At 71.7% G+C, this 26,991-nt stretch carries 24 protein-coding genes and 1 pseudogene; 13 read left to right on the plus strand and 12 right to left on the minus strand.

Translation table 11 applies throughout. The features are described 5' to 3' along the window. Positions 1 to 13 precede the first annotated feature (13 nt). A complete protein-coding gene (locus tag ACZ4MU_RS08395; RefSeq protein WP_467872619.1) occupies positions 14 to 1,873 on the minus strand; it encodes a tetratricopeptide repeat protein in 1,860 nt (619 codons plus the stop codon). Between the two features lie 200 nt (positions 1,874 to 2,073). On the opposite strand from ACZ4MU_RS08395, the gene ACZ4MU_RS08400 reads away from it, so the two are divergent. Continuing rightward, positions 2,074 to 2,388: a hypothetical protein gene (locus ACZ4MU_RS08400; RefSeq protein WP_467872621.1), complete on the plus strand. Its 315-nt coding sequence runs from the start codon at positions 2,074 to 2,076 to the stop codon at positions 2,386 to 2,388. A 104-nt stretch (positions 2,389 to 2,492) separates the two neighbouring features. Here ACZ4MU_RS08400 and ACZ4MU_RS08405 read toward each other — a convergent pair whose 3' ends face one another. Next, positions 2,493 to 3,092, minus strand: coding sequence for a short chain dehydrogenase (locus ACZ4MU_RS08405; protein WP_467872624.1), 600 nt, complete (start codon positions 3,090 to 3,092; stop codon positions 2,493 to 2,495). 161 nt (positions 3,093 to 3,253) lie between these two features. On the opposite strand from ACZ4MU_RS08405, the gene ACZ4MU_RS08410 reads away from it, so the two are divergent. The 4 genes from ACZ4MU_RS08410 (at position 3,254) to ACZ4MU_RS08425 (ending at position 6,025) form a co-directional block, all read left to right on the plus strand. Then, positions 3,254 to 4,117 carry a LysR family transcriptional regulator gene (locus ACZ4MU_RS08410; RefSeq protein WP_467872627.1) on the plus strand — a complete coding sequence of 288 codons (864 nt, stop codon included), beginning with the start codon at positions 3,254 to 3,256 and terminating at the stop codon, positions 4,115 to 4,117. Positions 4,118 to 4,296: 179 nt separating this feature from the next. After that, on the plus strand, positions 4,297 to 5,238 hold the full coding sequence (gene bla, locus ACZ4MU_RS08415) for a class A beta-lactamase (RefSeq protein WP_467872629.1): 942 nt from the start codon (positions 4,297 to 4,299) through the stop codon (positions 5,236 to 5,238). A 281-nt stretch (positions 5,239 to 5,519) separates the two neighbouring features. Further along, entirely contained in the window at positions 5,520 to 5,753 is a 234-nt protein-coding gene (locus ACZ4MU_RS08420; protein WP_467872631.1) for a hypothetical protein, read from the plus strand. Further along, a complete protein-coding gene (locus ACZ4MU_RS08425) occupies positions 5,753 to 6,025 on the plus strand; it encodes a hypothetical protein (protein WP_467872634.1) in 273 nt (90 codons plus the stop codon). The genes ACZ4MU_RS08420 and ACZ4MU_RS08425 overlap by 1 nt, the downstream gene beginning before the upstream one ends. Here ACZ4MU_RS08425 and ACZ4MU_RS08430 read toward each other — a convergent pair. Then, positions 6,022 to 6,393: a hypothetical protein gene (locus ACZ4MU_RS08430; RefSeq protein ID WP_467872637.1), complete on the minus strand. Its 372-nt coding sequence runs from the start codon at positions 6,391 to 6,393 to the stop codon at positions 6,022 to 6,024. The two genes, ACZ4MU_RS08425 and ACZ4MU_RS08430, sit on opposite strands and share 4 nt — an antisense overlap. A 349-nt stretch (positions 6,394 to 6,742) precedes the next feature. Here ACZ4MU_RS08430 and ACZ4MU_RS08435 point away from each other — a divergent pair, with 349 nt between their 5' ends. Next, entirely contained in the window at positions 6,743 to 7,771 is a 1,029-nt protein-coding gene (locus ACZ4MU_RS08435; RefSeq protein WP_467872639.1) for a C40 family peptidase, read from the plus strand. 39 nt (positions 7,772 to 7,810) lie between these two features. Here ACZ4MU_RS08435 and ACZ4MU_RS08440 read toward each other — a convergent pair whose 3' ends face one another. Then, complete coding sequence (locus ACZ4MU_RS08440) at positions 7,811 to 9,460, minus strand: PP2C family protein-serine/threonine phosphatase (RefSeq protein WP_467872641.1); 1,650 nt, start codon at positions 9,458 to 9,460, stop codon at positions 7,811 to 7,813. A 457-nt stretch (positions 9,461 to 9,917) separates the two neighbouring features. Here ACZ4MU_RS08440 and ACZ4MU_RS08445 point away from each other — a divergent pair, with 457 nt between their 5' ends. The 3 genes from ACZ4MU_RS08445 to ACZ4MU_RS08455 all read left to right on the plus strand — a co-directional run bounded on the left by ACZ4MU_RS08445 (position 9,918) and on the right by ACZ4MU_RS08455 (position 14,409). After that, positions 9,918 to 10,691: a polysaccharide deacetylase family protein gene (locus tag ACZ4MU_RS08445; protein ID WP_467872644.1), complete on the plus strand. Its 774-nt coding sequence runs from the start codon at positions 9,918 to 9,920 to the stop codon at positions 10,689 to 10,691. 80 nt (positions 10,692 to 10,771) lie between these two features. Then, on the plus strand, positions 10,772 to 12,226 hold the full coding sequence (locus ACZ4MU_RS08450; RefSeq protein ID WP_467872646.1) for an amidase: 1,455 nt from the start codon (positions 10,772 to 10,774) through the stop codon (positions 12,224 to 12,226). Positions 12,227 to 12,354: 128 nt separating this feature from the next. Next, a complete protein-coding gene (locus ACZ4MU_RS08455) occupies positions 12,355 to 14,409 on the plus strand; it encodes a pectinesterase family protein (RefSeq protein WP_467872648.1) in 2,055 nt (684 codons plus the stop codon). Between the two features lie 105 nt (positions 14,410 to 14,514). On the opposite strand, the gene ACZ4MU_RS08460 is transcribed toward ACZ4MU_RS08455, so the two are convergent. From ACZ4MU_RS08460 to ACZ4MU_RS08475, 4 genes are all read right to left on the minus strand, one after another. Beyond that, the gene (locus ACZ4MU_RS08460; protein ID WP_467872651.1) at positions 14,515 to 15,330 is read right to left on the minus strand and encodes a hypothetical protein; all 816 of its coding nucleotides are present in this window, start codon (positions 15,328 to 15,330) and stop codon (positions 14,515 to 14,517) included. Continuing rightward, complete coding sequence (locus ACZ4MU_RS08465; protein WP_467872652.1) at positions 15,330 to 15,854, minus strand: SigE family RNA polymerase sigma factor; 525 nt, start codon at positions 15,852 to 15,854, stop codon at positions 15,330 to 15,332. The genes ACZ4MU_RS08460 and ACZ4MU_RS08465 overlap by 1 nt, the downstream gene beginning before the upstream one ends. Before the next feature lie 643 nt (positions 15,855 to 16,497). Then, positions 16,498 to 17,022 carry a hypothetical protein gene (locus ACZ4MU_RS08470; RefSeq protein ID WP_467872654.1) on the minus strand — a complete coding sequence of 175 codons (525 nt, stop codon included), beginning with the start codon at positions 17,020 to 17,022 and terminating at the stop codon, positions 16,498 to 16,500. Positions 17,023 to 17,312: 290 nt separating this feature from the next. Further along, positions 17,313 to 17,705: a hypothetical protein gene (locus tag ACZ4MU_RS08475; protein ID WP_467873609.1), complete on the minus strand. Its 393-nt coding sequence runs from the start codon at positions 17,703 to 17,705 to the stop codon at positions 17,313 to 17,315. On the opposite strand from ACZ4MU_RS08475, the pseudogene ACZ4MU_RS08480 reads away from it, so the two are divergent. The 3 genes and pseudogenes from ACZ4MU_RS08480 to ACZ4MU_RS08490 form a co-directional block, all read left to right on the plus strand. Beyond that, positions 17,616 to 17,986: pseudogene (locus ACZ4MU_RS08480) on the plus strand (rhomboid family intramembrane serine protease); the annotation flags it as partial. The gene ACZ4MU_RS08475 and the pseudogene ACZ4MU_RS08480 overlap by 90 nt on opposite strands. Before the next feature lie 150 nt (positions 17,987 to 18,136). Then, positions 18,137 to 19,051 carry a phosphotransferase gene (locus ACZ4MU_RS08485; protein ID WP_467873580.1) on the plus strand — a complete coding sequence of 305 codons (915 nt, stop codon included), beginning with the start codon at positions 18,137 to 18,139 and terminating at the stop codon, positions 19,049 to 19,051. A 114-nt stretch (positions 19,052 to 19,165) separates the two neighbouring features. Beyond that, a complete protein-coding gene (locus tag ACZ4MU_RS08490; protein WP_467872656.1) occupies positions 19,166 to 19,594 on the plus strand; it encodes a DUF3592 domain-containing protein in 429 nt (142 codons plus the stop codon). A gap of 51 nt (positions 19,595 to 19,645) precedes the next feature. Here the strand turns inward: ACZ4MU_RS08490 and ACZ4MU_RS08495 are convergent, their stop codons facing one another. The 4 genes from ACZ4MU_RS08495 to ACZ4MU_RS08510 form a co-directional block, all read right to left on the minus strand. Further along, the gene (locus tag ACZ4MU_RS08495; RefSeq protein ID WP_467872658.1) at positions 19,646 to 20,146 is read right to left on the minus strand and encodes a VOC family protein; all 501 of its coding nucleotides are present in this window, start codon (positions 20,144 to 20,146) and stop codon (positions 19,646 to 19,648) included. A gap of 128 nt (positions 20,147 to 20,274) precedes the next feature. Continuing rightward, the gene (locus tag ACZ4MU_RS08500) at positions 20,275 to 21,828 is read right to left on the minus strand and encodes a class I adenylate-forming enzyme family protein (RefSeq protein ID WP_467872661.1); all 1,554 of its coding nucleotides are present in this window, start codon (positions 21,826 to 21,828) and stop codon (positions 20,275 to 20,277) included. Continuing rightward, positions 21,812 to 23,692: an ABC transporter ATP-binding protein gene (locus tag ACZ4MU_RS08505; RefSeq protein ID WP_467872663.1), complete on the minus strand. Its 1,881-nt coding sequence runs from the start codon at positions 23,690 to 23,692 to the stop codon at positions 21,812 to 21,814. The genes ACZ4MU_RS08500 and ACZ4MU_RS08505 overlap by 17 nt, the downstream gene beginning before the upstream one ends. Next, on the minus strand, positions 23,692 to 25,563 hold the full coding sequence (locus ACZ4MU_RS08510) for an ABC transporter ATP-binding protein (RefSeq protein ID WP_467872666.1): 1,872 nt from the start codon (positions 25,561 to 25,563) through the stop codon (positions 23,692 to 23,694). The genes ACZ4MU_RS08505 and ACZ4MU_RS08510 overlap by 1 nt, the downstream gene beginning before the upstream one ends. A 593-nt stretch (positions 25,564 to 26,156) precedes the next feature. Here ACZ4MU_RS08510 and ACZ4MU_RS08515 point away from each other — a divergent pair. Further along, the gene (locus ACZ4MU_RS08515) at positions 26,157 to 26,984 is read left to right on the plus strand and encodes a LuxR C-terminal-related transcriptional regulator (protein WP_467872668.1); all 828 of its coding nucleotides are present in this window, start codon (positions 26,157 to 26,159) and stop codon (positions 26,982 to 26,984) included. The last annotated feature ends 7 nt before the right edge of the window (positions 26,985 to 26,991 follow it).

Genomic DNA, 26,991 nt, shown 5'->3' on the forward strand with positions numbered 1-26,991 from the left:
GCGGGCGGCGGACTCAGAGCGCGGGCAGGGAGCGCCGCAACTCCTCGACGGCCCGCTCCACCGCGTCCACCGCCTCGCGGGCGAGCAGGCCCTCGATGGACAGCATGTCCTGGAGCGGCTCGATCACCGACGTCAGGACCGTTCGGCGCTCCTCGGACGGGATCAGGGCGATGGCCTTGCGCAGCTCGGCCAGTCCTTCCGGGCCCCGCCCGGTCAGCAGCATGGTGTCGGCCAGGTCGAACAGCGTCCACGCGTCCGCCCACCCCGTACTGCGGGCTTCGAACAGGGCCAGCAGCTCCAGGTCGCGGAACTGCTGGATCGCGGGCGCGGTGTCGGTGCCGCGCAGTCCGGCGAGCAGCAGGTTGATCCTTGCCACGTTCATCAGCGGATACGGTTTGTTGCCGCTGAGCAGACCGGCCCGCTGGTAGCAACTGAGGGACCGCTCCAGCTGGAGGAGGTCGAAGGAACCGGGGGGCCGTCCATGGCGGGCGAGCCTGCGGTGGAGACCGCCGAGGGTGGCCCAGGTCTCGGAGTCCTGGTCGTCGAGGGAGACGGCACGGTCGAACGCCTCGATGGCCGCTTCGTCGGAGGCTCCCCTCTTGCTGAGGGTGATCCCCAGCTCGCGCCAGGCGGGAGCGAAACCGTCCCTGAGGCGGACGGACGTCCTCAGGAGCTGCTCGGCCTCGCCGTACTGCCCCTCCTTGCGCAGGACCACGCCCAGCTCGAAGTGGGCCGGTGCGCTGGCCGGGTTGCGGGTCACGGCCTCCCGGAGCAGGGCGATGCGGCCCGTCTGCGAGGTCTCGGCGCGGGCCGCGTTGATCAGGTCCTCGGCCTGCTGCTCACGCAGCCTGCGCGTCTCCTCCCGGAGGAAGTCGTACTCCTGCCGGGAAATGAGCATGAAGGCGGCGCCGTCGCGGACCGGACTGTCCACCCGCCAGGGACTCCGCAGACCGGTGACGGCCGCCTCGGTGATCTGGCGGATCGAGCGCTCCAGCTCGTCCGGCATCGGCCCGTACGGGATGACCCGGCTCGACGAGGCGTTGTACCGCACCTCGCTGACGTTCTGGCAGATCGGGATGGTGACGCCGTCCCGCAGGGCCCAGCGCACACCGAGCTCCAAGTAGACGTTCGGGTTCGCGCTGCTGAGGTCCGCGATGTACACGTCGGCGGCGAAGGCCTCGGAGAACATGGACCGGTGGATCGCGCCGGTCGCGGTCTTCTCCTTCTCGATGGCGAGTTCGGTGTGGCATCCCATCTTCTGCGCGATGCGCTCGGCGACGGGTTCGAGGAGGTTCCGTTTGATCTCGGGGATGCTGCTCCAGACCGCCTGGTCCCCCATGGTGGAGCCCGGCATGGCCACGAAGATCCGTACGATCCGGCGTCCGTCCGGACCGGTCGCCGGAAACGGCTCCTCCAGCGTCCCGATGTCGTACGGCTCCTCCTCACCCGTGGCACCCGTGGCCGCCTCGCGCGACGGGTCCGGGGCCGTGTCCGCCGGTGCCTGGCTGTCGGCCGTGGTCCGGGCGCGGCGCCCGTCGCTCTTGAGGAGCTGCAGTTCGCGCCAGCGCACCCGCCACGGATCGAGGCGCGGGTCGCCCAGGGAGACGGGCCGGCGGCGGGGGTCGTCGTGGGCGAGGAGGGTCTGGACCAGGGCGATGAGAAAGTCGCGGCCGGGCAGCCGCTTGCCGTTCAGCACCTCACTGACCGCGGAGACCGACAGGGGCCGCGCCACGGGCGCGTTCTTCTCTATCTCCCGCAGCGAGGGCTTCCCGTGGTCGATGCGCAGCGCCTCCAAGTCCTTGGCGAAGGCGGCCAGGGCGCTTTGGAACCCCTCGTCCGACCGACCCGCTCCGCTGCCGTCCGTGCTGGTCACTTCCGCCCCCTAGCGCCTTGGGACTCCAGGCTAGGGGCCGTGTCGGCGGACGGCGACGGGATTGCCCGAACACCCCCGGACGTGTCCGGCGCCGTCCGGCCGATTCCCTCGCGGTGCGGCCTTGTTCCGCGTCGTACGACTTGCGCCGACAGCGTTCGTCCCGTGGGGGGAGGCGGGAGGTTCCGCAGTGCACTGGCCCCATGGAGAACGAGATGAGCGACACGGTGAGCGACGGGTTCGGTAACGAGCCGGGGGTCCGGGCGCAGGGGAAGCGGCCGACCGGGGCAGCCGGGGTGCGTCCGGTCCCCGGGACCGGCGAGGGCACGGTGGGCGAGGGGCGCGGCGGTGTGAGCCGACCCCTGCGGGAGCGGATGGCCGATCTGCTGGGCCTCCTCTGCCTGCTGGGTGTGGCGACGCTGGTGTACGTGACCACGGGCCCGGAGGCCTTCGCCGCCGTGACCGCCGTGGGCGCGGGCCTGTTCGCCACCTGGCGGGGACGTGGTGAGCGTGAATGACGGGCCGCCGCCGGGGCGGGCGTCCGGCGGCTGTCGAGAGCAAGTGCCGACCGTACGGCCTGGTCTCGTCCCGCCGTACGGTCAACCCCCGCCCGCCTCGGCTTCTAGTGCACGCGGTATATCCGCCCCGTCTGCGCCCCCTCGATGGAGCGGACGTACGCCGTCGCGGCGCGCGCCGCGGGGACGGCCTCCATGCCCGCGAAGAACGGGCCGTAGGAGGGCAGGGACTCCTCGACCACCGTCGGGCTGACCGCGTTGATCCGCTGCGGCGCGAGCTCGATGGCGGCGGCGCGGACGAACGCCTCGACCGCGCCGTTGGCGGTCGACGCGGCCGCTCCCGCCACGATCGGCTCTTCCGTGAGGATCCCGCTGATCAGCGAGAACGAGCCGGTCGGCGCCACGTGCCGGACGCCCTGACGCACGAGCTCGACCTGGCTGAGCGTCTTGCCGCGCAGGGTGGCCGCGAAGTCGTCGACGGTCAGATCGGCGAGCGGCTTGAACACGGCGTCGCCCGCCGCGACGGCCACCGCGTCCAGCGGTCCGGCCTGCTCGTACAGGCGGGTCACGGCCTGCGGGTCGGTGACGTCGGCGACCAGGTCCCCGCTCGTGCGGCCCACACCGATCACCTCGTGGCCACGCTCCGCGAGCGCCTTGTGTACCGCGGAGCCCAGCGTGCCGGCGGCGCCGACCAGAAGAATCCTCACAACTCACCGTCCATGCCTGAAGAACGAACGCCCGACGAGTACCGGGCGGCCCCGGGGAGGTCCCCGGGAGGTCATCCGGGCGATCACCCGGCGCCCCCGACGCTACGGGGCGCGCTCACCGTCCGGAAATGCCATTTGGGCAGGGACTATGCTCTACAGGCATGGATGTGGAACTGCGGCACCTCAGGGCTCTGGCCGCCATCGCCGAGGCCGGTACGGTCACCGCCGCGGCCGCCCGGCTGCACATGACGCAGCCCGCCCTCTCCCGCACGCTCGCCCAGCTGGAGGCGCGGGTGGGCGTCAGCCTGGTCGACCGCTCCTCCCGGCACCTGGACCTCACGGAGGCGGGCGCGACCCTCCTGGGGCACGGGCGCGCCATTCTCGCCCATGTCGACGCGGCGCTGGCCGACACCCGGGCGGTGGACCGGCCGCTGCGCCTGGGCTACACCTGCGCGGTTCTGGGGCAGCAGACCGTACCGCTGCTGCGTACCTGGCGCCAGGGCCATCCGCACGCACCCCTCGAAGTGGTCCGCCAGGACAACATCACCGCGGGTCTGGCCACCGGTGACACGGATGTGGCGGTGCTGCGGACCGTGCCCGCCGACCCGCGTATCCGCACCGAAGCCCTCTACACCGAGGACCGGGTCGCCGCCCTGCCCGACGACCACCCGCTCGCGGGCCGCGACCGGGTGCGGCTGGCGGAGCTCACCTCCGGCCCGCCCCTTCCGCTCGCCCTGTGGCCGGACGCCGGCACCGGCTCGGTGGACCTGTGGCCCCCGGCGCAGCGCCCGCACCGCACGGTGGAGGTGCACAACGTCGACGAGTGGCTGAACCTCATCGCCACCGGCGGCGCGTTCGGCGTGGGGGCCCTGAGCACGGCCGAGAGCTACGGCCATCCCGGGGTGCGTTTCGTCGGGCTCGCGGACGCACCGCCGACCACGGTCTACCTCGCCCGCCCGGCCCATCCGACGCACCCGCGGACGGAGGAGTTCCTCGCGGCGGTGCGGGAGGTCGTCAGCGCCTGAGCGGAACCGTGGATGTGGCGTGCGCGGGTGTGGCCCGGAACGCGCTGGGAGAAGTGACCTTCGCCACCGTTTCCCCGCCGTGCCGGAACCGAGGACCGCCGGGTTGCCCGGAGAGGATCACTGGATGTGCCCGTCGTCGCTGATGTGCACACGTTTTCCCGGCACTTGGAGGTTGGAGCATGCAGTACTCACGCGCACGACGTGCGGCCCTGGGCGGGTTCGCCCTGCTCGCCACCCTTCCCCTGCTGGCCTGCGCCCAGGCCGGCGGCAAGACCTCGTCCACCACCGCTGTTTCGGCGCGTCCCACAGCGGCGACACACCAGCGGACGCATACGAAACCGCCCGTGGCCGCGTTCAGGGAGCTGGAGCGCAAGTACGGCGCCCGGCTCGGCGTGTACGCGGTGAACACCGGCGACGGACGCGAGGTCACGTACCGCGACGGCGAACGGTTCGCCTACGCCTCCACGTTCAAGGCGCTCGCCGCCGGAGCCGTCCTGCGGAAGTACTCCCTGGACGGTATGGGCAAGGTGATCAGGTACTCCAACGACGACCTGGTGGCCAACTCACCCGTCACCGAGAAACACGTCGACACCGGGATGACCCTCGGTGAACTGTGCGACGCCGCCGTCCGCTACAGCGACAACACGGCCGGGAACCTGCTGTTGGACGCGCTCGGCGGACCCAAGGGCCTGGAGCGTGCGCTGCGGGAGGCGGGCGACACGGTGACCCGGGTCGAGCGGCGCGAGCCGGACCTGAACCAGTGGATCCCCGGTTCGGTACGGGACACGACGACGCCCCGCGCGCTGGCCCAGGACCTGCGTGCCTTCGCGCTGGGCGACCGCCTCCGTACGGGCGAGCGCGCGCAGTTGACGCGGTGGCTGCGCACCAACACCACCGGGGACGAGCTCATCCGTGCCGGAGTCCCCAAGGGCTGGGCCGTCGGTGACAAGACCGGTGCGGGCGGCGTCTACGGCATCCGCAACGACATCGCGGTGGTGTGGCCCCCCGACACCGCGCCCATCGTCATGGCGATCGTATCGAACCGCGCAGCCAAGGACGCCGACTACGACAACAAACTGATCGCGGAGGCGGCGGAGGTGGTTTCCCGGGCGGTGTCGTAGACAGCGGGGGCCGGGCGCGCAGGCCCGTCGGCCGCGAGCCCACGCACCCGCGTGGATAACCGTCGTCGCCCGCGTGCCCCACCCCGCGCCCCCTCCGCGCGTCACCGCCGGAACATCAGCAGGACCCTCTCGCTCGGCAGCTCCCGGGCGGACCAGGCGTAGGCGCTCACGCGGTCCCACAAGCCCCCGGGATCCGCTTCGCCGGAGCGGGCCCGGATACCCGGCCGTCGGCGCTACCGTGGTGCGTGAACCAGGCCCGTTCCGCGCCTCTGGAGCCCTTGATGAGCGAACAGCCGGCCCCCGGTACCGCCGCACGGCAGCAGTTGGAGCCCGCGGCCGCCGACGCGGTGCGCGCGTACGCGGCCAAGGCCCGCGCCACCGCCGATCAGCTCGCCGCCGTCCTGGAGGACATCGCGGAGAACGGGCTGCCGCCGGTCGAGGGCTGCACCCCCTGGGAGGAGCTGCGCGAGGCGCTCCTGACCCGCCTCGCCGCACAGCGTCCGGGCCCGGCCTGATGGCGCCGCGACACGGGCCGCGCCGCGCCCGGACAGCCTTCTCCGACGCCGCCGCCAAGCAGGTGGAGAACGTCACCAGCGAGGCCGAGGTGCATGCCCTCGACCGTGCCCTGGTCGTCATCTCCGTCGACCCCGACCTCGGTGAACCGCTCCCGGGCGGCAGCGCCGGGCCCCGGCTGCGGCAGTACATCGACGAGGTCGAAGCCGTGCGCGTCCTGTACTACGTGACCGCCCTCAAGACCGTCGTGGTCGTCGCGTACGTCGAGATCTAGGAGCGAGGAGCCCGGGCGCGGTCCGGCGGCAGACGGCCGCCCCCGTCACCACCTCCGGCAGTCCTTCGACCGCCCCCCCACCTCCGGCGGCCCTTCGCCTGTCCTACCTCCGGCAGCGCCTTCATCGCGGCTCCGGCGGCGGTGGTGCTCTGTTTGGCGTGGTCCCCGTCGGTGTCGAGCCGCTGGTGGAGCTTGAACGCCTCGTCCCCGACGGCGGCCAGATCGCGCCGGCTCACCACGAGGTCACCTTCGGTCGCACCAGTGCCCCGGCCCTCGTCGTCGGGGACGTGGTTCAGCCGCGTCCGCGCGGCGTCCTGCCTCTGCGCAGCGGTGGTCTTCAGCTGCGTCCACTCCTGTTCGAACGACACGCTTTCCCCCGTCTGAGTGTCCGAGTGTCCGTCGATCCGGAAGATCTGGCCGCATCCTACGGACGCGGGCCGGAAGTCTCCGTAAAAACTTGGTACGGGCTCAACGCTCCTGCCGTACCCGCCCTTTGAGCGCAGCTGGCCGCCCGAACCACTCAGCAGGGATGCGATATGCGGGGAAACTGTGCCCTGTGATCCAGATTTTGCACACGAGGATTTGAACAGATCACAACTTGGTCACTAGGGTCAGGTCTCGAACCTTCGCGCGGTCGTTCACTCCATCGGGGTGCCGGCGAAGCGGCCGCCATGTCTGCGCAGTTCGGCGGCTCTGAGGAAGAAGGAGCTGCCTACCGTGGGGTCCCACCGCCGTCCCAGGAATCCGAGCCGCGCCCGCGTCAGCGTGTTCACCGCGACGGCCGCCGCAGCCGTGGCGCTCAGCTCCCAGGCCGCCAACGCCGCGCCCGCCAAGCCGGGCAAGGACGAGGTGAAGTCGAAGGTCGACGAGCTCTACCACCAGGCGGAGAAGGCCACCGAGGAGTACAACGGGGCCAACGAGAAGCAGACCGCCCTCCAGAAGGAGGTGACGGCCCTCCAGGACCAGGTGGCCCGCGGCCAGGCCGAACTCAACGTCCTGCGCAACGGCATCGGCTCGCTCGCCAGCGCCCAGTACCGCTCCGGCGGCCTCGACCCCTCCGTCGCCCTCTTCCTCTCCGCCGACCCGGACAGCTACCTCGACAAGGCCTCCGCGATCGACCAGTTGGGCGGGAGGCAGGCCGAGGCCCTCCAGACCATCCAGTCCAAGCAGCGCGCCCTGGCACAGAAGCGCGCCGAGGCCGCGCGCAAGCTCGCCGCCCTCGCGGACGTCCGCAAGACGGCCGGTGAGAAGAAGAAGGCCTTCCAGGGCAAGCTCGCCGAGGCGCAGAAGCTCCTCAACACCCTCACCACCGCCGAGCGCGCCAGGATCCAGCAGGACGACAACCGCGCCAGCCGCGACGCGGGCGCGCGGGTGAACCTGGGCCAGGAGAAGCCGGGTTCCGGGCGCGGTTACGCCGCGCTGCAGGCCGCCGCGACCCAGATCGGCAAGCCGTACCAGTCCGGCCACGAGGGCCCCGACTCCTACGACTGCTCCGGCCTGACCCAGTGGGCCTTCGCCCAGGTGAACGTCCACATATCGCGGGTCACCTATACGCAGATCAACGACGGCAGCCCGGTCGGCTTCAGCCAGCTCGCCCCCGGCGACCTGGTCTTCTTCAACAACCTCCAGCACGTCGGCATCTACGCGGGCAACGGCATGGTGCTGCACGCCCCCAAGCCCGGAGCCTTCGTCCGTTACGAGAAGATGAGCTACCTCGGCAGCTTCGACGGCGCCCGCAGGATCTGACCGCTCACGCCTGCCCGACCGCCGCGAGCGGCCGGCCCCTCACAGGCTGATGTGCAGGGCGCAGATGTCGTCGCGGCGGCCCTCGGGAGTGACGAGGGCGTCCAGGATGCCGTCCAGGACACGGGGGCTCCGGGCGCCCCCCGCCGCGGCGCGCACCAGGCGCGCCAGACCTTCGGTGAGGTCCTCGCCCGGCCTCTCGACCAGGCCGTCGGTGTACAGCAGCAGCTGGTCGCCGGGGAACAGGCGCAGCGTGGCGGCTTCGTAACGGGGCGTGGCCGTGGCACCCAGGAGGATGCCGCGGGGGGCGGGCAGATGGCTGGCCTCGCCCTCACGCAGCAGCAGGGGCGGCAGATGGCCGGCCTGCACCCAGGTCAGCTGCGACAGGGCGGGATCGAAGTGGGCCATGATCATGGTGGCCGTGCCGAAGTTCCGCTCGGAGGTGTGCAGCAGCAGGGTGTTGAGCCGGGTCAGGATCGCCGCCAGGGGCATACCGGTGATCGCCATGCCCTTGGCGGTGAAGCGCAGCTGGGCCATGGTGGCGACCGCGTCCAGCCCATGGCCGGCGACGTCACCGATGACCAGCAGGGCGCTGCCGTTGGGCAGCTCGATGGCGCTGTACCAGTCGCCGCCCACGTTGAGGCCTTCCTGGAGGGGCTGGTAGGCCACCTCCACGGTGAGCCCCGCCAGGCGCAGCGACTGTTGCGGCAGGGGCAGCAGGGCGTGCTGGAGGCGGCCTGCGAGGTCGCGCTCGGCGGTCAGGAGGCTCTGCTGGGCCAAGGCGGCCTGCTGATGCTCCAGGAGCTGCTGCTGGGTCCGCTTCTCCGGGGTGAGGTCCTGGAAGAACCCGTGGACCTCGACGGGGTTCTCCTCCACGTCCAGCTCGGCTTCCGCGACGATCCGTACGTGCCGGACCTCCCCGCCGGGCGTGGTGATCCGGAAGGTGTGGTCGGCGGGCCTGCCCTCGCGCAGCAGCCGCCGCACGGCCCGGGCCAGGGCCGCACGGTCCTCGGTGACGACCTGGGCGGCCAGATCCTCCAGCGTCATTGGCTCCGTGGACCGGCCCCTGCCGAACATGGCGTAGACCTCGTCCGACCAGGTGATCACCGACTGGCCCAGGTCCCAGTCGGCCCATCCCATCCGGCCCAGCCGCTGCATCACGGTCAGCCGGCGCTGCTCGCGCTCCCCGCTGTCCAGGCGGACCCACGAGACGAGCAGGCCGCCCTGGCAGGCGGCCGCCCGGACGGAGAAGCGGGACAGGCGCGGTATGCCGGCGAGGACCTCTTCGTACTCGAACGGGTCGCCCTCGTAGCGGACGCCGCTCTCCAGGACCTGGAGGTACCCCAGCCACAGCTCGGTTCCGGCCACGCTCGGGTAGGTCTCCAGGACGCTCAGCCCGACCAGTTCCTTGCCCCGGCGGGCCCCGATGTCGACCGATTCGGGCGCCGCCGCCATGATCCGGAAGTCCGCGACCCGGCCGTCGTCCCCGTACTCGGGCATCAGGAAGATCGCCGAACCGGGCAGGCCGTCGAGGATCTGCTGCACGACGGAGAGCCGCGCGGCGGGTGCCGGGTCGTCCCCGGCAGCCGGTGCGCCGGGGACCGTGTACCGGCTCAGCGCGAAGACGGGGTCGCCGCCCGCCGCGCCGAAGCCGCTCGTCCTCGCCACCACCAGCTCCTCGTGGTCCTTCATGCAACGAGCATGGCACGCCTCAGAACCTGCTCCCGCCACCATGAATCGGCTGCCGGGCGTCCCGGACGCGGGCTGCCCAGGGACCGTGCGGGCCACCCCGGGCCCTCGCTCCCGGGATGCGAGGAGATTACGTGGTTTCCGCGACGAAGCGAAGCCCGAGAGCGTGGTCGAAGAGGGTGCGGAGGGGGTCGGCCGACTGTGGCCAATGCCTCTTCGAGCGCCGGTCCTCCGGTTTGCGCGACCGGCCGGTGGCTGGCGGGCCGCGAGCATGCGGACAAATAGGACAATAGCGGTTAAGTCGTGCACTCCTGGCCGCCGTTCGCGAGGAGTTGTCCGCGATCCATCCCGGAAATGTCCGTGATCCGTAACGGGCGCATCCCTTAACCTCGGTTTCTCGTCCTGCCAGTTGGTCGCAGGGCGACCGGGGTAGGGCGAGGCACTGCGCAAAGGGGCGGACATGGCACGGCACGGCGGCGGGCGGGCTTGGTACGGCAAGATGATCGGGGCGGCGATCGGGGTGACGGTGCTCGCCACCGGTGCTTCCGTCTGGACCGCCCAGGCCGGCCCCGCGGACGAACCGTCCCCCAAGGTGTCCGCCTCCGCCACACGGACGAGTGAGGCCAAGCGGGTCGCTACGACCATCGCGCACTCCTCCGAGGCGGGGGCGCACGGCGTCAACATCACCATCGACGACGGCCCCGACCCCCGCTGGACCCCGCAAGTCCTCGACGTGCTGCGGGAGTACGGGGTTAAGGCCACCTTCTGCATGGTGGGCACGCAGGCGCAGGCCCACCCCGACCTCGTGAAGAAGGTCGTCGCGGCCGGACACCGCCTCTGCGACCACTCGGTGTCGCACAACACCGCCATGGACAAGAAGTCCCAGGCCTATCAGTCGCAACAGATCCTCGACGCCGAACGCATGATCACCAAGGCGTCCGGGGGCGTACGGCCGATGTACTACCGGGCGCCCGGCGGGGCCTTCACCCCCTACAGCCGCGAGCTCGCCGCCTCCCGGGGCATGCGGCCGCTGGGCTGGAACGTGGACAGCAAGGACTTCGAGCGCCCCGGCACCAACGCCATCGTCGCCACCGTCGAACGGGAACTGCACAACGGCCCGACGCTCCTCTTCCACGACGCCGGAGGAGACCGTACCCAGACGGTCCAAGCCCTGCGCCGCATTCTTCCCCGGCTCAAGGAACAGGGATACTCCTTCGGCTTCCCGGTGCACTGACGGCACCCGGTCCGGCCCTCGAACCTGTTGTACGAAACGGTATTTCATGCCCTCGCAGGGGGGCCGGTACGGTCGGATTCATGGAGTGGACCTATGCGACGGCCGAGCAACTCACGGCCTCCCTGCGTGCCGGTGACGTGACCTCGGCGGAACTGACCGACGACGCGATCGCCCGTATCGAGCGGGACGACAAGACCATCAACGCGATCTGCGTGCCGGACTTCGACCGTGCCCGGGCCGCCGCGCGCGCCGCCGACCAGGCGCGCGCCCGCGGCGAGGACCGCCCGCTGCTCGGTGTCCCGGTGACGGTCAAGGAGTCCTACAACATCGCCGGACTGCCCACGACCTGGGGCATGACGCCCCACCGGGACTTCATACCGGACGAGGACGCGGTCCAAGTGGCGCGGCTCAAGGCGGCGGGCGCGGTGGTCCTCGGCAAGACCAACGTGCCCGTGGCGCTCCAGGACGTGCAGTCCTTCAACGAGATCTACGGCACGACCAACAACCCCTGGGACCACGCCCGCACGGCGGGTGGCTCCTCCGGCGGATCGGCGGCGGCCCTGGCCGCCGGGTTCGGTCCGCTGTCCATCGGCTCCGACATCGCCGGTTCGCTGCGCACGCCCGCGCACTTCTGCGGTGTCTACGCGCACAAGCCGTCGCTCGGACTGGTGGCCGACCGCGGTATGACCCCGCCGCCCGCTCCGGCCCTGCCGGTCACCCACGACCTCGCCGTCGTCGGCCCCATGGCGCGCACCGCCCGCGACCTCGCGCTCCTGCTGGACGTCATGGCCGGTGCGGACCCACTGACGCTCGGCACGGCCTACGACGTGGCACTGCCGCCCGCGCGCCACGAGCGGCTCGGCGACTTCCGGGTCCTGGTGCTGGAGGAGCACCCGCTCATCCCCACCGGGTCCGCCGTACGGGCGGGGGTCAAGCGGGTGGCCGACGCCCTGACCGGGGCTGGCGCCCGCGTCGAGCGGCACAGTCCGCTGCTGCCCGACCTGGCGGAAGGCGCGAGGGTGTACACGCAGTTGCTGTTCTCCAGCGTCGTCGCGCGTTTCCCCGACGAGGAGTACGAGCGGCTGCGCGCCGACACCGCCCGGCTGGACGCGGAGGACCGAAGCCTCGGCGCGGAGCGGCTGCGCGCGATGGTGTTCAGCCACCGCGACTGGATGGAGGCGAACGGCCGCCGCGAACTCCACCGCCACGCCTGGCGGCGGCTCTTCGCGGAGTACGACGCCGTGGTGTGTCCCGTCACGCCCACTCCCGCGTTCCCGCACGACCACCACCCCGACTCACTGGAGCGCCGGCTCGACATCGACGGCGTCGACCACCCGTACTTGGACCAGCTCGTCTGGGCCGGTGTGGCCACCATGCCCGGTCTGCCGGCCACTGCCGTGCCCGCGGGCCGGTCCCCCGAGGGGCTGCCCGTGGGAGTGCAGCTCATCGGCCCGATGTTCGAGGACCGCACCCCGCTTCGCCTGGCCGAACTGCTCGAACGCGAGATCGGGGGTTTCCAGGCACCGCCGCGGTAGAGAGCCGACGGGAGTGAGGGCGGTGTCACCCCGTGGAGGGGACAATCTTCTGGCCGAACACGGCAACCTTTTGAACTCCGGCGGCGACCACACACCGATCCTCCCTCTTCAAGGAACGGAAGCCGCATATGAGTTCGACCCGCCGCACGTCCCGGCACCGCAGACCGCACAAGGCCCTGGCCATCGGCGTGCCGCTGGCACTGGCCGCTTCCGGCGTTCTGGCGTACGGGTCCGTGTTCGGACTGGGACTGGGTGACGAGGAGAAGGCCGCGGCGGCGGACGCCCCGACGTGGGCGACCGCCGCCGCCGACGGGTTCGCCTCCGTCAACGCTCTCGGGCAGAACGGCACCTACGGCGGTCGCGACGGCAAGACCGTCACCGTCAGGACGCTCGCCGACCTGGAGAAGTACGCCACCGCCCCGGAGCCGTACGTCATCGTCGTCGCCGGCACGATCAACATGGCGCCCGTCGGCAAGGAGATCAAGGTCGCCTCGCACAAGACGATCATCGGCTCCGGGACGCTGGGGCACATCGTCGGCGGTGGCTTCTTCCTCGGTCAGGGCGTGCACAACGTCATCATCCGCAACCTGACGATCCGGGACTCCTACCAGGGCGTCTGGAACGACAAGGAGCACGACTTCGACGCCGTCCAGATGGACGGCGCCCACCATGTGTGGATCGACCACAACGACCTGCGGCACACCGCGGACGGCCTGATCGACGTCCGCAAGGACAGCACCTGTGTGACGGTGTCCTGGAACAGGCTCGGCAACGCCAACAAGGCCTTCGGTATCGGATGGACGCCGAACGTCGTCACCGACATCACGGTCCACCACAACTGGATCCGCGAGACCGAGCAGCGCAACCCCTCGACGGACAACGCCGCCCACGCACACCTCTACAACAACTTCCTGGAAGACGTCCCCGGCACGACCATCAAGTCCGCCTACGGCAACTACGCACGCGGCAGGACGCGGATGGTGCTGGAGAACTCCTACTTCCAGGGCATGAACAACCCGGTGATCAGGGACTCCGGCGCAGCCCTCGTCCAGCGCGGCAACCTCTTCTCGGGCACGAGCGGGCGCAACGAGAGCGGCGGCGGTACGGCCTTCGACCCGAAGAAGTACTACCGCTACACCGCCGACGCGGCCGGCGACGTGCCCGCGCTCGTGAAGTCCGGCGCCGGCCCGCGCGGATCCTGGGGCAAGGCGGCCGTCACCAACGCCGCCGCCGTCAAGACGCTCACCGTCGCCAAGGACAACACCGGCCAGTACAGGACGGTCCAGGCCGCGGTGGACGCCGTGCCCGTCGGCAACACCTCTCGCGTCGTCATCTCCGTCAAGCCCGGTACGTACCGCGAGACGGTCGACGTTCCGGCGAACAAGCCGCACGTCACCATCCAGGGCTCGGGCAAGAGCCGCAAGGACACGGTGATCGTGTACGGCAACGCGGCCGGTATGCGCAAGCCGGACGGCTCGGGCACGTACGGCACGCCGGGCAGTGCCACGGTCGCCATCCGCTCGGACGACTCCCAGATGCGCAACCTGACCGTCTCCAACGACTTCGACGAGGCCGCGCACCAGTCCCTCAAGGACCACCAGGCCGTCGCCCTGCTCACGACCGGGGACAGGATCGTACTGAACGGTCTCATCGTCACCGGCGACCAGGACACCCTGGAGATGGAGACCGCGGCGAAGGACAAGCCCGGCCGTGTGTACGTCACCCACTCCTACATCGTCGGCAACGTCGACTTCATCTTCGGCCGTGCCACCGCCGTGGTCGACCAGTCGGTCATCACGCTCAAGAAGCGCTGGAACGGCAGCTCGGCCGGATACATCACCGCCCCGAGCACCCCGGCGGGCCGCCACGGCATCCTCATCAACCGCTCCACGGTCAACGGCGATGTGACCGCCTCCTCCTTCTCCCTCGGCCGGAACTGGCATCCCGGCGGGGACACGACCGTCGACCCCCAGGCCACCGTCCGCGACTCCACCCTGAGCGCCGCGATCAAGCGCACTCCCTGGAGCGACATGGGCGGCTTCTCCTGGAAGCAGGACCGCTTCGCCGAGTACATGAACACCGGCCCCGGCGCCGGTCCCAAGAGCGCCGACCGCCCCCATCTGACCGACGCTCAGGCCGCCAACCAGCAGGTCTCGGACTGGCTGGGCGACTGGACTCCGTAAACCGTCGGGAAGACAAGGAGGGAGCCGGGCAGCCGTGTCCTCGTACGACTGCCGGGCTCCCCGGTCTCTTGCCGGCGCGGCGGGCGCGCCGTGGTCGGGCCTGCCTCAGCGCGCCGCGCCGAACCGGCCCGTGACGGTGTGCCGCTGCCCCTGCGCCGTCGTGGCCGAGGCGGTGTAGACATCGCCGGTCGCCGTTCGCGGGCCGGGCGCGTGGTTGTACTGCACGGCGAAGACGTGCCGCCCCGGCGGTACGGTCCGGCCCGGCTTGAGGGTCCACCGGTAGGTGAGGGCGCCGCCCTTGTCGACGGTGGTGAGCGTGAAGTCGTTCGCGGGCAGGGTCCGCCACGCGCCGGTGGAGGCCACGCCGCCCGTCTGCGCGATGCGGACCTCCACCGTGAGTGCCGTCAGGGGCACGCCGGTGTGGAAGGTGAGGTTGCTCTGCGCCCAGTAGGCGTTGGCGTGCGGGTCGACCGCGCCCTCGGACCGCAGCGGGCCGTCCTGAGGGCGGGGCGATGCGTCCTGGGCGGACGGGTCGTGGGTAGCGCCCTTCGTCGCCGGGGGTGAGGCCGGCCCGGAAGGGGTGCGGCCGCTGTCCGTCGCGCGCGGGGGTGAGGGCGGGGCGGAAGGAGTGCGGGGGCCGTCCGTCGTGGACGGCGGTGAGGGTGCCGCCGGGACGGAGGCGACCTCGCGCCCCGGGCCCCCGGTGGGGACGGTCGTGGCGATCGCATAGCCACCCGCCACCAGCGCGGTCGCCGAGGCGAGGGTGGCGAGGGTGACGCGGGACCAGGACAGCGGCCCGCCGGCACGGCGGCTGGGGGCGCGGTCGCGGGACATGCCGTGCCGCACACGCGCCAGCATGGCGTCCCGGTCGGGCTCGTGGGCCGCCGCGGCCTCCCGGAGGCGGCGCTTCAGGTCCTCCATCAGTTCCTCGTTCCGCTCAGTTCCTCGGCGGCCTGCGCCCCGAGGAGGCGCTGCAGCTCGGCCATGCCCTTGGAGGTCTGGCTCTTCACCGTACCGACCGAGGTCCCGAGGGCGAGGGCGGTGTCCTTCTCCGACAGGTCCAGGGCGTGGCGCAGCACGACACACGCGCGCTTGCGGAACGGCAGCCGCGCCAGCGCGCGGCGCACGTCCACGACCGCCTCCACGTCGGGGTGGTGCGCGCGGCCGGGCAGGGACGCCCAGAAGAGGTGGATGCGGCGCCGTTCACGGGTGAGGGCGCGGATGCGGCCACGCGCCATGTTGGCGACCACGCCGCGGGCGTACGCCACCGGGTGGTCGGCGCTCCGGACCCGGTCCCAGCGGTGCCAGAGCGCGACGAAGGCGTCGGCGGCCAGGTCGTCGGCGGTGTCCGCCTCGCCGGTCAACAAGTAGGCGAGGCGGGCGAGTTCCGCGTGGTGGCGCTCGAAGAAGTCGTGGAACTCCGCGGACGCGTCGTCAAGGGCCATACGGGAGTCTCCGTGGGGTGTGCTCGTGCTCGGCCCGAGCCAGCGCCGGTGTTCTTGCCCGCCGTTGGGGGCGGGGCCGGTGAGCATACCAAGCATTCGGTCAGCTCTCTCCATGGGGTGCGGGGGCCGCTTCGTCCTGGGATCTGCCCCGCCGCCCGGGCGGGACGGGCACGCCCGAGCGGGCATCGGGGCGGGGGGTCAGTGCAGGACACCCGGACCCGCGCGCCGGGCCAGGGAGGCGGGCAGGCCCGCGGCGGACGACTCCGGCCCCTTGGACAGGACCGGCTTCCGCTTCACGTCGGGCGGGGAGGAGGCGGCGGAGGGAGGAAGGGGTCATCGGTCGGGGGTCCCTGTGCGGAGGTGGAGTGCGGAGTACCGCTCTGTCGCCCCCTCAGTTGCCGCCGCAGGTCGCGGGGTTGCCGGTGAAAGAGGGAAAGCCCTGCGATCTGGGTCACACCTCGTCGACCCCGGTCCAGGAGCCCCGGCCCTGGGGGGATCCAGGGCCGGGTAGTGCGTGCACCACAGGTTCCTCCGGCTCACGTGCGCCTCCGAGGGCCGACGGACGGAGCCCTGACAGCCCTCCGTCGGGCCCGACTTGGAGAACGGTGGCGAGCAGCGCGCGTGGCCGGTGCCCGCGGGGCGCTCACTTGTCGGCGAAGACCTTCCTGGCCTGGCGCCGGCGCAGCTCCTCCAGATTGCTCAGCTGACGGGTCGCCCGGTCGGCCAGGACGTCGAGGCGCTGGGCTTCGAGACGCTCCTCGGTGTCGGTCAGCTCTCGCAAGGTCTGCCAGCAGGCGGCTTTGCCCTCCACTCCCAGGCGGAGGAACTCCAGCTCCACCATGGTGCTCAGGGGGGACCGGCGCACCAGGCTGCCGTTGCTCTTCAGCCGTCCCACCCGTTCGGCCAGCCGTCCCGTGTAGACCTTGTAGCGGCGGATGGGGATGTCGAGTCGCCGCATGATGTCCACCAGGCTCTTGCGGTCCTCCGCGATCTCCTTCGCGATGGGCGCCAGGCTCTTGGTGACCTCCGGGTCCGTGCACTGCTCGGCGAGGTAGCGGGCGCGTTCGACGCCCACGGTGGCACCGAGCAGGTGATCGTTGAGGTAGATGGCGAGCAGGTCGGAGCCTGTGCCGTGTGCCTGACGCGAGCGCGTTGCACGGGTGCTCATCAGGGTGTCCCTTCAATGCGGTGCGAGCCGGAGCGAGCGGTTGGTGGTCCCGCGGCGCGCGGTGACAGCCGTACCGCTCCACTCCGACGGTTTCGGGGGTGTCCGAGCGCGTCACGAGTACCCGGGGGAGTGCCGCTCGACACCCCCCCGGCCGCCCCCGGCCGTCACCGGGGGCGACGCTCGCGGCCAGGGGCGGGCGGCCCGGAAGCCCGTCCTGCGTGACGGTGGACAGCGGGGCGCCTGGGGTACGTCGTCGCCGGAGAGGAGGCCGGGCGGGTGGTGGTCCCGGTTCATGACATCAACCCGGTCAGGCGTACGCCCTGGGTGACGTACGCGCTGGTGGCGGCGAACCTCGTGGTGTTCCTGCGAACGCCCGGAATGGCCGGGTCACCGGCCGGGACGACAGCCTGTCCCAGCTGTGCCACCTGCAGGCGTTCCTGGATCGCTGGGCGGCCGTACCGCAGGAGCTGATCCACGGTCGTGTGCCCGCGCTGGTGGCCACCGGACAGACCGGAGGGGGCGCGGCGGGCCCCGGATGCGTGGTCGGCCCAGCGGACTGCACCAAGGAACCGGCGCTGTCCGTGCTGACGGTGATGTTCCCGCAGGGAAGCTGGCTGCATCTGCTTGGCAACACGCTGTTCCTGTGGATCTTCGGGAACAACATCGAGGACCGGCTGGGTCACGTCCGGTACGCGCTGTTCTACCTGTGTGCGGGTACACGGCCGCCTACGGCTTCGCGCTGGTCAACCCCTCCTCGTCCGCCCCGCTGATCGGGGCGTCGGGAGCGATCGCGGGGGTGCTGGGCGCCCATCTGGTCCTCTGTCCCACGGCCAGGGTCTGGGTGCTCGTCCCGTTTCTGGTCTTCCTGCCGCTGCGGCTGCCCGCCTGGGCGGTCCTGGGGTTCTGGTTCGCGCTCCAGGCCCTCTACTCGTACGGCGGCGGTGTCTCCGACGCGGGAACCGTGGCCTACCTCGCGCACGTGGTGGGATTCGTGACCGGCGTGGTCCTCGCCCTGCCGCTGAGGCGGGGGACGATCCCGCCACCCGAGCCCGAGGGGATCCCGGCGGGCAGGCGTCAAGAACGGCCTGTCGGCGTCCGGCTATCGTGGCGCCGCATGAGTCACACCACCACGGACGTCACCGCGGAGCTGGTCCGCGATCTGCTGCGTGACCACCACCCCGACCTGGCCGACCGCCCTGTGCGGCTTGGCGCGCGCGGCTGGGACAACCAGCTGTGGCGCGTCGGCGACGACCTCGCCGTCCGTCTGCCCTGGGCGACGGAGTCGGCGGACGAGCTGCTGCGCAAGGAGCACACCTGGTTGCCCGTGCTGGCCCCGCGTCTTCCTCTGCCGGTGCCCGTCCCACAGCACCTCGGCGAGCCGACCGACCGGTTTCCGCGGCCGTGGATCGTCACCACATGGGTGCCGGGAACACCCGCCGACCGCGCCCCTGCCACGCGCGCCGGGGCGGTGGACGTCCTGGCCGGGTTTCTGACGGCTCTTCACCATCCGGCCCCGGACGGGGCTCCGGCAGGCCGCGGCCGTGGCGGCCCGCTGATCGACCAGGCCGAGGGGTTCGACCGGGCGCTGGCCTCGGCGACCGGGTTCGGGCTGGTTCCCGACCCCGACGCCGTCCGAGCCGTCTGGGCGGACGCCCTCGCGGCGCCCGACTGGACCGGGCCGGCACTCTGGCTCCACGGCGATCTGCACCCCGCCAACGTCCTCACCGACGCCAGCACGTTCTGCGGTGTCATCGACTTCGGTGACCTCTTCGCGGGCGATCCGGCCTGCGACCTGGCCGGCGCGTGGCTCCTGCTGCCGGACGGCGCCGTCGACCGCTTCCACGACGCCTATCAGCCGGCCGCGGACGCGGCGACGCGGCGCCGCGCGCGGGGCTGGGCGGTTCTGAAGGCCCTCAGCTGCGCTCTCATCGGAGAGGCGGGCGTGCGGGGCCACCCCGGGGGCAAGCCCACCTGGGGGCCGCCCGCCCGCGCCGCGCTGAGACGCCTCATCGCGACGGCCCGCCCCTGACGGGAGGACCGCTTCTCGCGCGTCGCGTCGGGAGAGGGGAAGCCGCCCGCACGGCATGGGGATTCCCACAGTGTTTCCCGCAACCAAAACCCCAGCTCAGGCGTCACGCCACACATGCGACGCGAATGGTTCATCGCCCTCATCCCGCTGACGCTCGGCGTGAGTTTCCTCAGCATCGGCGTATACGGGCTCCGCCGCGCCAAGGCGCTGCGGCTGAACGGTGTCACTGCCCGGGGCAGGATCGTCCGCCACCAGCTCGCGCGCAGCGACGAGGGCGGCAAGTTCTACCACCCGGTCGCGGCCTGGACGACCGGGGACGGGCGCGCCTGCGAGCACTCGTCCCGCTTCGGCCGGGCGCGCGTCGAGAACCGTTTCCACGTGGGGGCGAACGTCACGGTTCTCTACGACCCGCGGGCGCCGCACCGGTTCGAGATCGTGGGCTGGGACTCGACGGTCGTCGACCGGCTGTTTGCCGTACTGGGGGCCGTGTTCACCGGGGGGACCGTGACAACCGTCCTGCTCGGGTGGCTCTGCACCCTCTGACACACCCTCCGGGTCGGCGCCTGGGACTCCGCGCCCGGAGGTCCGGGCGTATCAGGTCGCGGATCCGGCCGCCGCGCCCGTCTTGAGGTCGGGGCCCCAGCGCCTGAGCGACGCGTCGAGGTCGAGTGCGCCGAGGCGGGCCTTCTCGGCCGGGGCCGGCCAGTCCTCACGCGGTACGCGCCACATGATCTCGAATTCGTTGCCGTCGGGGTCCTTGGCGTAGAGGGACTTCGACACGAGGTGGTCGGTGGAGCCGACCAGGGCAGCTCGCCCGGTGAGCTTCTCGGCGATCTCCACGAGTTCGCCGAGTGTGCCCACCTCCCAGGCCAGGTGGTAGAGGCCGACCCGGCCCTGCTCGGGCCCGGGCGCGTCCGGGCCGACGGAGAACAGGCCGAGGTCGTGGTCGTTGAGGGTGCCCTCGGCGCTGAGGAACGCGGCGCGGCCGGGGATGTCGACGTCGAGGTGGAAGCCGAAGACGTCCGTGTAGAACTCGACGGCTCGCGCGACGTCGCGTACGTACAGCACCGCGTGGTTGAGGCGGCGTACCGGCATGGGGCTCTCCCTGAGGGGCGGCGAGGCGCGGGGTGACGGCCTCGGGTGCGACGATAAAACAATGTGAGACTTCAAGTAAACACCTCGGATGCCGTGGGTGCGCGTACGGCCGGATCCTGCCCGTCGGATCAGGCCGGGTCGTCCTGATGCGGCACGGGGGCGGCTGCGGCCACGGCCGCGCGGCGGATCTTTCCCAGGGACGTCCTGGGCAGGGACGCCACGAATTCGATCTTCGCGGGCACCTGGTGGGCCAGGAGCCGCTCCCGGCAGTGCGCGGCGATCGCGGCGGCGCTGAGGGGGGAGCGCGGCACGACGGCGGCCCGTACGCGTTCGCTGGTCCGCCCCTCCACCGGCTCCCCCCAGACCACGGCCTCCGCGATGCCCGGGTGGGCCAGCAGGACCGCTTCGACCTCCAGGGGATTGACCTTCTTGCCACCGACGTTGACGAAGGACTCCTTGCGGCCCACCAGGTGCAGCCGGCCCTCGCGGTCGAGGCGCGCCAGGTCGCCGGTGACGTACCAGCCGTCGCGGAAGGCCCGTTCGGAAGGCCCCGGGTGACCCAGGTAGCGGCTGAACATGGCAGGGGTGCGCACCAGCAGGGCGCCCGTGCCGCCGAAGGGGACGGGCCTGCCCTCCTCGTCCACGAGCCGGATCCGCACCCCCCGCACTGGCTTTCCCACGCCGGCGTCGGCCGCGCCGTCCGGCCGGGGGAGCTGTGCGGCGATGACACCCGCCTCGGTGCTTCCGTAGATCTGCTGGACGGCCGGGCCGCAGTGCTGGGCGAAACGGCCGGCCACCTCCGCGGGCAGGGGCGCCCCGGAGGACAGACACAGCCGTACGGTCTCGCCGGGGCGGGACGTCTCGCGCCACGAGGCCGCGGAGCGGGCCGCCAGGTCGTACGCGAGCGGGGTTCCCACCACGATGGTGCAGGCGCGTCCCCGCATGGTCCGCAGCATGTCGGCCGGGGTGAACCGGCCGAGCAGGACGAGCTCGGCGCGGGCGTACAGCGCGGTGGTGAGCGCGGCGACCATGCCGAAGGAGTGCAGCAGGGGCACCGCGGCCAGAACGCGGTCGGCCGGGGTGACGGCATAGGTGTGCGCGTAGATCCCGCCGCCGAGCACCAGGTCGCGCTGGGAGTGCACGGCGGCCCTCGGCTCGCCGGTGGAGCCGGAGGTGTACTGGTGGAGCGCGGGGGCATCGGGAACCGCCACGGGCAGCGGCGCCGGGTTTCCGGCCGTGCCCGGCGGGGCGGTCAGCTCGTCCACGTCGATGAGGACACCGCCCTGCCACCGGTCGGCCGAGGCGGCGTCGGCACGGGCCAGGGGGCGCAGTCCGGCCTGTTGGCCGACGAGGTGGAGGGGGCCGAGGTCCCGGTGGACGCGTAGCAGGGCGGACTCCGCGCTGTCGGGTTCGAGCGGCGTGAGGGGGACGCCCGCGCGCAGCGTGCCCAGGAAGGCCACCGTGCCTTCGAGCGTGTTGTCGAAGAGCAGCCCGACGGTTCCCTCGCCGTCGGCCGGAAGCCGGGTGCGCAGGCGGTGCGCAGCGGTCCGCACGCGCTCGGCGAGTTCGCGGAAGGTGAGCGTCCGGGCCCCCTGACGTACGGCGGTGGCGTCGGGGGAGAGGTGGGCGGCGCACTCGATGAGCTCCCACGGCGTGGCGGGGGATTCAGTGGTCGACGGCATCGCTGGCCTCCGCTGGGTGCGCCCCCGCGCCGGCCGGTGCCCGTTCGCTGCCGAAGGGCTCGTCGGCGGGGTCGTGGTCGGGGTGCTGGTGGTGGAAGTACTGCCGGTAGAGGCGGCTGTAGGCGCCGTCGCGCCGCATGAGCGTGGCGTGGTCGCCCTGCTCGACCAGCCGTCCGCCGTCGACGACGACGATGCGGTCGGCCTTGCGGACGGTGGGGAGCCGGTGCGCCACGACGATCGTGGTGCGTCCCGCCGCGAGCGCGTCGAGCCCCTCCTGGATCTGGGCCTCGGTGAGCGGGTCGATACTGGCGGTGGCCTCGTCGAGGATGAAGACCGGGGCGTCCTGGAGGAAGACGCGGGCCAGTGCCACGATCTGCCGCTGGCCGGTCGACAGGTTGCGTCCGCCTTCGTCGGTGGGTGTGTCCAGGCCGTCGGGCAGCTGCCGCAGCCAGGCGCCGGAGGCCACCGCGTGGGCCGCCGCCTCGATCGCCGCGCGGTCGGCGCCCGGCCGGCCCAGCGCGATGTTCTCCGCGACGGTGCCCGAGAAGAGGAAGGGTGTCTGGGTGACCACCCCGAGGCACCGCCGGTACCGCGCCAGGTCGAAGGTGCGCACATCCTGGCCGTCGACGAGCAGGCTGCCCTCCTGGAAGTCGTACGAGCGGGTCAGCAGACGCACCAGGGTGGACTTGCCCGCCCCGGTGTGACCGACCAGCGCGACGGTCTCCCCGGCGGCCACCGTCAGGTCGATGCCGCGCAGCACGGGGCGCTCGGGGGTGTAGTGGAAGCTGACACCGCGCAGCTCCAGTGCGCCGCGCAGCCGGGGCGGGGGCAGCTGGGCGCTCTGGTGGACGGCCGGTTCCCGGTCGATCAGCGCGAAGATGCGCTCGCCGGCCGACAATCCCTGCTGGAGCTGCTGCCAGAAGGAGGCGATGGCGGCGACCGGGGACCAGAAGAGGGCCAGGGCCTCGAGGAAGAGGACCCATTCACCGGCCGAGAGGTCGCCGGAGGCGACCTTGTGGCCACCGACCAGCACGACGGCCGCCGTGCCCAGTCCGGTCAGGGAGATGAGCAGCGGGAAGATGCCGCTGAAGAGGCGGTTGAGGCGCACACTGGCCTGGTACCAGCGGTCGTTGACCGTCCGCAGCCCCGCCTCGGCCGCCGCCTCGCCGCGGTGGTTGCGGGCCACGGTGATCCCGCGCAGGGTCTCCTGGACGAATCCGCTGACCTCGGCGAGGGCTTGCTGCTGGCGGGTGGAGGCGGTCCGCGCGCGTTTCCTGAAGGCGAGGCTGACCGCGACGATCAGGGCGGCGACCGCGGTGGTGAGCAGCGCCAGCGGCACGTTGATCACGAACAGGGCCGTCAGGATCAGCAGGACGACGAGGACCTGGCCGATGAGGGAGAGCACCAGGGAGAGCAGTGCCCCGAACGTCTGGGTGTCGTTGGTGACGCGGCTGACCACCAGACCGGTGGGGTGGGTGTCGTAGAACGCCAGGTCCTGGCGCATGGCCGCGGCGAAGGCGTCTTCGCGCAGTCTCAGCACCACGTCGCCGACCAGTGTGCCGGTGAGGCGCTGCTGGAGGACGGTGAACAGCCAGGCTGCGGCGCCGGCCAGGAGCACGGCCGAGGCCAGCAGCGCCATCGCGGAGCGGGTGTCGTCGTCCAGGGCGGAGTCGACGGTGCGGGCCAGCAGGACCGGTACGGCACTGCCCGCGGCGGCGGCCACGACCACTGCGGCGGTGACGAAGGCGACCGCTCCGCCGCGGCCCTGGAAGTAGGGGGTGATGCGGCGCAGCAGCTGCCGGTCGCCGTAGTGGCGGTCATACGTGTCCTCGGCACCCGCCTCGATGCCTTCCAGGAGTGCCATCAGCCGGTTCCTTCCTCTGCTCCGGCCTGGACCGGCGCGGTGGTGATTCCCTTCGCGGCGGTGGCGGTTCCTTTCACGGCGGTGGCCGTGTACGGCGCGAAGACGGTGCGGTAGAGCGCGCAGGTGTGCAGAAGGTGCTCGTGGGTGCCCTGGCCGACGATCCGGCCGGCGTCGAGGACGACGATGTGGTCGGCGGCGCGGATCCGGGAGAGCCGGGGGGTGACGAGGAAGGTGGTGCGGCCCGTGGCGGCGCGCCGCATCGCGAGCTGCAGTTCGTGCTCGGTCACGCTGTCGACGGCGCTGGTCGCGTCGTCCACGGCGAGGATGCGCGGGTCGGTCACCAACGCGCGGGCGATGGCCAGGCGTTGGCGCTGGCCACCGGAGAGGGTGATACCGCGCTCGCCCAGGACCGTGTCGTAACCGTGCTCGCTCGCCATGACGAAGTCGTGTGCCTGGGCGGTGCGGGCCGCCTCCTCCAGCTGGGCCCGGCCGGTTCCCGGCGCGGCGCCGAAGGCGAGGTTCTCGGCGATGGTGCGGGAGAACAGGACCACGTCCTGCTCGACGACCGCGACCTGGCCGCGCAGGGACCGCGGGTCCCAGGCGGTGGTGGCCACACCGTCGACGAGGACGCGTCCCTCGCTGGGCACATAGGTGCGGTTGAGCAGGTGCAGCAGGGTGGACTTGCCGCTGCCGGTGGCGCCCACGACCGCGACGGTGGTGCCGGGGGCGGCTCGGAAGGAGATGTCGTGCAGGACGGGTTTGCCGTCGCCGTAGGCGAAGGTGACGTTGTCGAAGACGACTTCGCCGGTGATGGCCGCCGTGTGCCGGCCGCCTTCCTCGTCCTCCCCCGCCCGGTCGTTGATGATCTCCAGAATGCGCTGGGCTCCGGAGAAGCCGAAGAAGATGAGCCCGATGCTGAAGGAGGCGAGCTGGGTGGGGGCCCGCAGGCTGCTCATCAGGCCCAGGACGGCGACCAGTTGGCCGACGCTCAGTGAGCCGTCGCGCAGCAGGAAGGCGGCATGGAGGAGCGTGCCCGCGGTGGCCACGGCCAGCAGCAGCGGGGGGAAGGACAGGGCCTGGACGTGTGCCTGGCGCACGGCGGCGTCCCGGTAGGCGGTGGCGGCCTCGCGGAAGCGGTCCTGCTCGCGTTCGGCTCCGTCGGTCGCCTCGACCGCCTCGATCCCGGTGATGCTCTCGGTGGCCTGCGCGGACATCGCGCCGAACTCCTCGCGGGTGAGGTCGGAGACCGGTTCGAGGCGGCGCCCGTGATCCATGAGGGCGACGACGAACAGGACGACGAAGATGCCGGGGAAGAGCAGGAGCCGCCAGTCGACGGCCGCGATGAAGACCAGGGGAATGAGGGTGTTGAGCGCCATGTCCAGGGTCATGTCGAACCCCGGCGACACCATCAGTCCGAGGGCTTCGGCGTCGCCGGTGGCGCGGGTGGACAGGTCGCCGGTGCGGTGCCGGTTGAAGAAACCCTGTTTCTTGCGGAGCATGCTGGCGAAGACACCGGCCCGCGCGTCGCGTTCCAGGCCGCTGGCGAAGGCCTCCAGGGCGTAGGTGGAGGCGATGCCGCAGACGCCCCGGACGAGGACCAGGCCGAGGAGCACGGCGCACACCACGTGCAGGGCCCCGAGGTCCGGATCCCGCCCGTTCGTCTTCAGGACGGCGTCGAAGGCGAGCCCGATGACCAGGGGGAGGGCCGCGGTGAGGGTCTGCCAGAGCAGACTGCCCGCCAGATGGACGGCGATGTGCCGGCGGAAGTGACGCATGTGCAGGCGGAGCCAGGGGCCCACGCTCATCTCGGGTCCGGTGGCCGGCGCCGGTGCGGACGCGGGGCGGGTCTGCGCGGCGGTGTCGGTCGTCATCGGTCTCTCCCGTGCGGTGTCACGGAGCCGGCGGGGTGGGCGGTCAACGGTTCGGTGCTCCCTTTGTTCCCGGGGGTTGTTTCGGTCTGTTGCTCGGCCTGTTCCCGTGGGCTGCCGCGAGGGGCGGTGAATTGCCCACGGGAATACGACGCCGCGACGGGAGCCGCCCCGGCTTTTTCCGGGCGGGCTTCCGGTTTTTTCCGGCTCCGGTGGCATGCCCTTTCGGGCAGGCGGGAGCCTGGGCGGGCAACTGGTGCGTCAAGAGGGGAAGTTAGCTGTTTTTTCGGAAAAACGAAACCGGCGATCGGGTGGCCGGGTGGCTGGGAAAGTTCGAGATCTCGACCCGGACGGTCATGTCCACGCCATGTCCTGAATGTTACGCTTCGCTCGCTTTATTAACTTTGTTGGTCTGTAAAATTTAATGATGGCTCGTTGGTGGGGCAATTGGCCGGATGGTACTGGTTCTCCTGAGTCCCTGTTGTTATAGTCAAGGCAAATTCGCGACACGAGTCGACGGTAGCGAATTAGTCCGGACGCATACGGTCGCCGCGTCCGGGGAATGCCCACTTACAGCCTTGATCCGGAGGAGTACGGTGAGCGATTTAGCATGCAAACCCCCCACCCCGTCGCGACGGCTGGTCGTCGCGACTCTTGTCCACGACCGCGTGGCGCGCCAAGAGCTGCGGGCCGCCCTGTCCCAGTCCGCCCTGGTGCGCGAGGCCCGGCACTGCGCCGACCGGCGCGAGGCGCGCCAGGTGCTGGGCTCCGGCCGGATCGACGTGTTCGTCGTCGCCAAGACCGACTACGACGCCCACGCCGATCTGCTTGACGACTTCCGTTACCCTCCGCCGAGCACGCTCGTCCTGCTGAGCCAGGCCGATCCGGACGAGGCGATGCTGACCGGACCACCGGCGGCCGACGGGTTCCTGATGCGGGGAGGTCTGAGCGCGGAGGCCGTGGACAGCACCCTGCGCCGCATGGCAGCAGGTGAAGTGCCCATGCCTGCCCCGCTCGCCCGCGCCCTGATGGATCGCGCCGGTGCCACCCGGCTTCCGCGGGAAAGACGTGACATCGCTGTCACCGCCCGCGAGACCGAGGCGCTGCTGCTGCTCGCCGAAGGACTGAGCAACAAACAGATGGCCCGGCGCCTGGACATCACCAGCCACGGCGTCAAACGGCTGGTGGCCAGTCTGTTGCTCAAACTCGGCGCGCCGAACCGGACGGCCGCGGTTGTCCTGGCCATCCACGCCGGCCTGATCCGTACGGCCCTCCCGGACCGGACCACCGCGGACCGCCGCGTCGTACGGGTGCAGCTCGCCGGCAGCGGAGCCGATGTCCGCCTCCCGGTCCCCGCCGGGCGCATCGCGGGTGAGGAGGCGGAGCCGGGAGCGCACTTCCTGGCCGACGAACAGCACTGCTGACGAAGGG

The sequence above is a fragment of the Streptomyces sp. NPDC026377 genome (assembly GCF_055567715.1).

Coding starts and splice junctions, on each gene's coding strand:
- ACZ4MU_RS08400 (WP_467872621.1), top strand. CDS start 2,074: ATGGAGAACGAGATGAGCGACACGGTGAGCGACGGGTTCGGTAACGAG.
- ACZ4MU_RS08410 (WP_467872627.1), top strand. CDS start 3,254: ATGGATGTGGAACTGCGGCACCTCAGGGCTCTGGCCGCCATCGCCGAG.
- bla (WP_467872629.1), top strand. CDS start 4,297: ATGCAGTACTCACGCGCACGACGTGCGGCCCTGGGCGGGTTCGCCCTG.
- ACZ4MU_RS08420 (WP_467872631.1), top strand. CDS start 5,520: ATGAGCGAACAGCCGGCCCCCGGTACCGCCGCACGGCAGCAGTTGGAG.
- ACZ4MU_RS08425 (WP_467872634.1), top strand. CDS start 5,753: ATGGCGCCGCGACACGGGCCGCGCCGCGCCCGGACAGCCTTCTCCGAC.
- ACZ4MU_RS08440 (WP_467872641.1), bottom strand. CDS start 9,460: ATGAAGGACCACGAGGAGCTGGTGGTGGCGAGGACGAGCGGCTTCGGC.
- ACZ4MU_RS08445 (WP_467872644.1), top strand. CDS start 9,918: ATGGCACGGCACGGCGGCGGGCGGGCTTGGTACGGCAAGATGATCGGG.
- ACZ4MU_RS08450 (WP_467872646.1), top strand. CDS start 10,772: ATGGAGTGGACCTATGCGACGGCCGAGCAACTCACGGCCTCCCTGCGT.
- ACZ4MU_RS08455 (WP_467872648.1), top strand. CDS start 12,355: ATGAGTTCGACCCGCCGCACGTCCCGGCACCGCAGACCGCACAAGGCC.
- ACZ4MU_RS08460 (WP_467872651.1), bottom strand. CDS start 15,330: ATGGAGGACCTGAAGCGCCGCCTCCGGGAGGCCGCGGCGGCCCACGAG.
- ACZ4MU_RS08465 (WP_467872652.1), bottom strand. CDS start 15,854: ATGGCCCTTGACGACGCGTCCGCGGAGTTCCACGACTTCTTCGAGCGC.
- ACZ4MU_RS08470 (WP_467872654.1), bottom strand. CDS start 17,022: ATGAGCACCCGTGCAACGCGCTCGCGTCAGGCACACGGCACAGGCTCC.
- ACZ4MU_RS08485 (WP_467873580.1), top strand. CDS start 18,137: ATGAGTCACACCACCACGGACGTCACCGCGGAGCTGGTCCGCGATCTG.
- ACZ4MU_RS08490 (WP_467872656.1), top strand. CDS start 19,166: ATGCGACGCGAATGGTTCATCGCCCTCATCCCGCTGACGCTCGGCGTG.
- ACZ4MU_RS08495 (WP_467872658.1), bottom strand. CDS start 20,146: ATGCCGGTACGCCGCCTCAACCACGCGGTGCTGTACGTACGCGACGTC.
- ACZ4MU_RS08500 (WP_467872661.1), bottom strand. CDS start 21,828: ATGCCGTCGACCACTGAATCCCCCGCCACGCCGTGGGAGCTCATCGAG.
- ACZ4MU_RS08505 (WP_467872663.1), bottom strand. CDS start 23,692: ATGGCACTCCTGGAAGGCATCGAGGCGGGTGCCGAGGACACGTATGAC.
- ACZ4MU_RS08510 (WP_467872666.1), bottom strand. CDS start 25,563: ATGACGACCGACACCGCCGCGCAGACCCGCCCCGCGTCCGCACCGGCG.